Genomic DNA, 959 nt, shown 5'->3' with positions numbered 1-959 from the left:
ATAGACTACTATCGTGAAGTAGGGACTGACTTTGAAGATAAACTGAAGGTTATGATTCAGCAGTTTCCTGTAAGTGCCGAAGAGCGTAATCCAATAATAATAGAGGAACTCACCAAGTTAAATTCTATTTTACCAAAGCTGGGGAATAACTTCGCTGAAGAATTTTATGCCAGTATTAAAGATTTGGCTAAGAAAATAGCAGAATCATCAGGTGGTATTTTAGGATATATGGCTGTTGGTTATGAAGAGTCTAAGTTGATTGAACTCAAAATGATCAACAACCCTTCTAAATAATACCTGAAATACAATTATGTCATCAAAGCGAACGCTTATTGGAAGTTCAATAACTCCAATAAGGTTCGTTTTTTTTGTTTGGCTTGTTTTCGTTCTGGAGTACTCTTATCAATTACCGATTTCTCATTTTGGTATTCTGCCCAGAGAGCCAATAGGATTGATAGGTCTAATAACAGGCCCTTTAATTCATGCAGGTCCAGCCCATCTTATTTCTAATACGGTGCCTCTGCTATTCTTGGGAATAACCTTATACTTTTATTATCCATCCATTGCCAATAAAGTATTTTACTCATGTTACGTTATTACTAATCTGCTTGTTTGGCTAATTGCAAGACCTAGTAATCATATAGGAGCAAGTGGTTTAATTTATGGTTTGGCTACCTTTATTATTTTCTTTGGGTTATTCAGAAGGGATTTGAAATCACTTTTTCTATCGGCAATAGTACTGATAATGTATGGTTATATATTCTATGGAGTGTTACCTAATAACCCAAGAGTTTCATGGGAATCTCATTTAATGGGAGCTATCGTGGGACTGGTTATGGCGTGGAAGTACTTTGATAAGAAAAAGGTCTATGTATAAAATACCTCAAGTGTAGAACTACTTACACATAAATGTAAATTGAAGAAAAATGAAATAAAAAAAGGCCTCAATTGAGGCCTTT

At 34.7% G+C, this 959-nt stretch carries 1 protein-coding gene and 1 pseudogene; both read left to right on the top strand.

Going from position 1 to position 959, the window contains the following annotated elements:
- Nucleotides 1–294 (top strand): annotated as a pseudogene (locus E1140_RS21185) (hypothetical protein); the annotation flags it as partial.
- A 16-nt stretch (nucleotides 295–310) separates the two neighbouring features.
- Nucleotides 311–877 (top strand): rhomboid family intramembrane serine protease, encoded by a 567-nt coding sequence (locus tag E1140_RS00180; protein ID WP_155177944.1) that lies wholly within the window; start codon nucleotides 311–313, stop codon nucleotides 875–877.
- Nucleotides 878–959: the final 82 nt, after the last annotated feature.

The sequence above is a fragment of the Fulvivirga lutimaris genome (assembly GCF_009711525.1).
In the GTDB taxonomy this organism is placed as follows: domain Bacteria; phylum Bacteroidota; class Bacteroidia; order Cytophagales; family Cyclobacteriaceae; genus Fulvivirga; species Fulvivirga lutimaris.
Note: the sequence above shows the minus strand (reverse complement) of the source record. Positions and strands in the feature narration are given on the sequence as shown.

Coding starts and splice junctions, on each gene's coding strand:
- E1140_RS00180 (WP_155177944.1), top strand. CDS start 311: ATGTCATCAAAGCGAACGCTTATTGGAAGTTCAATAACTCCAATAAGG.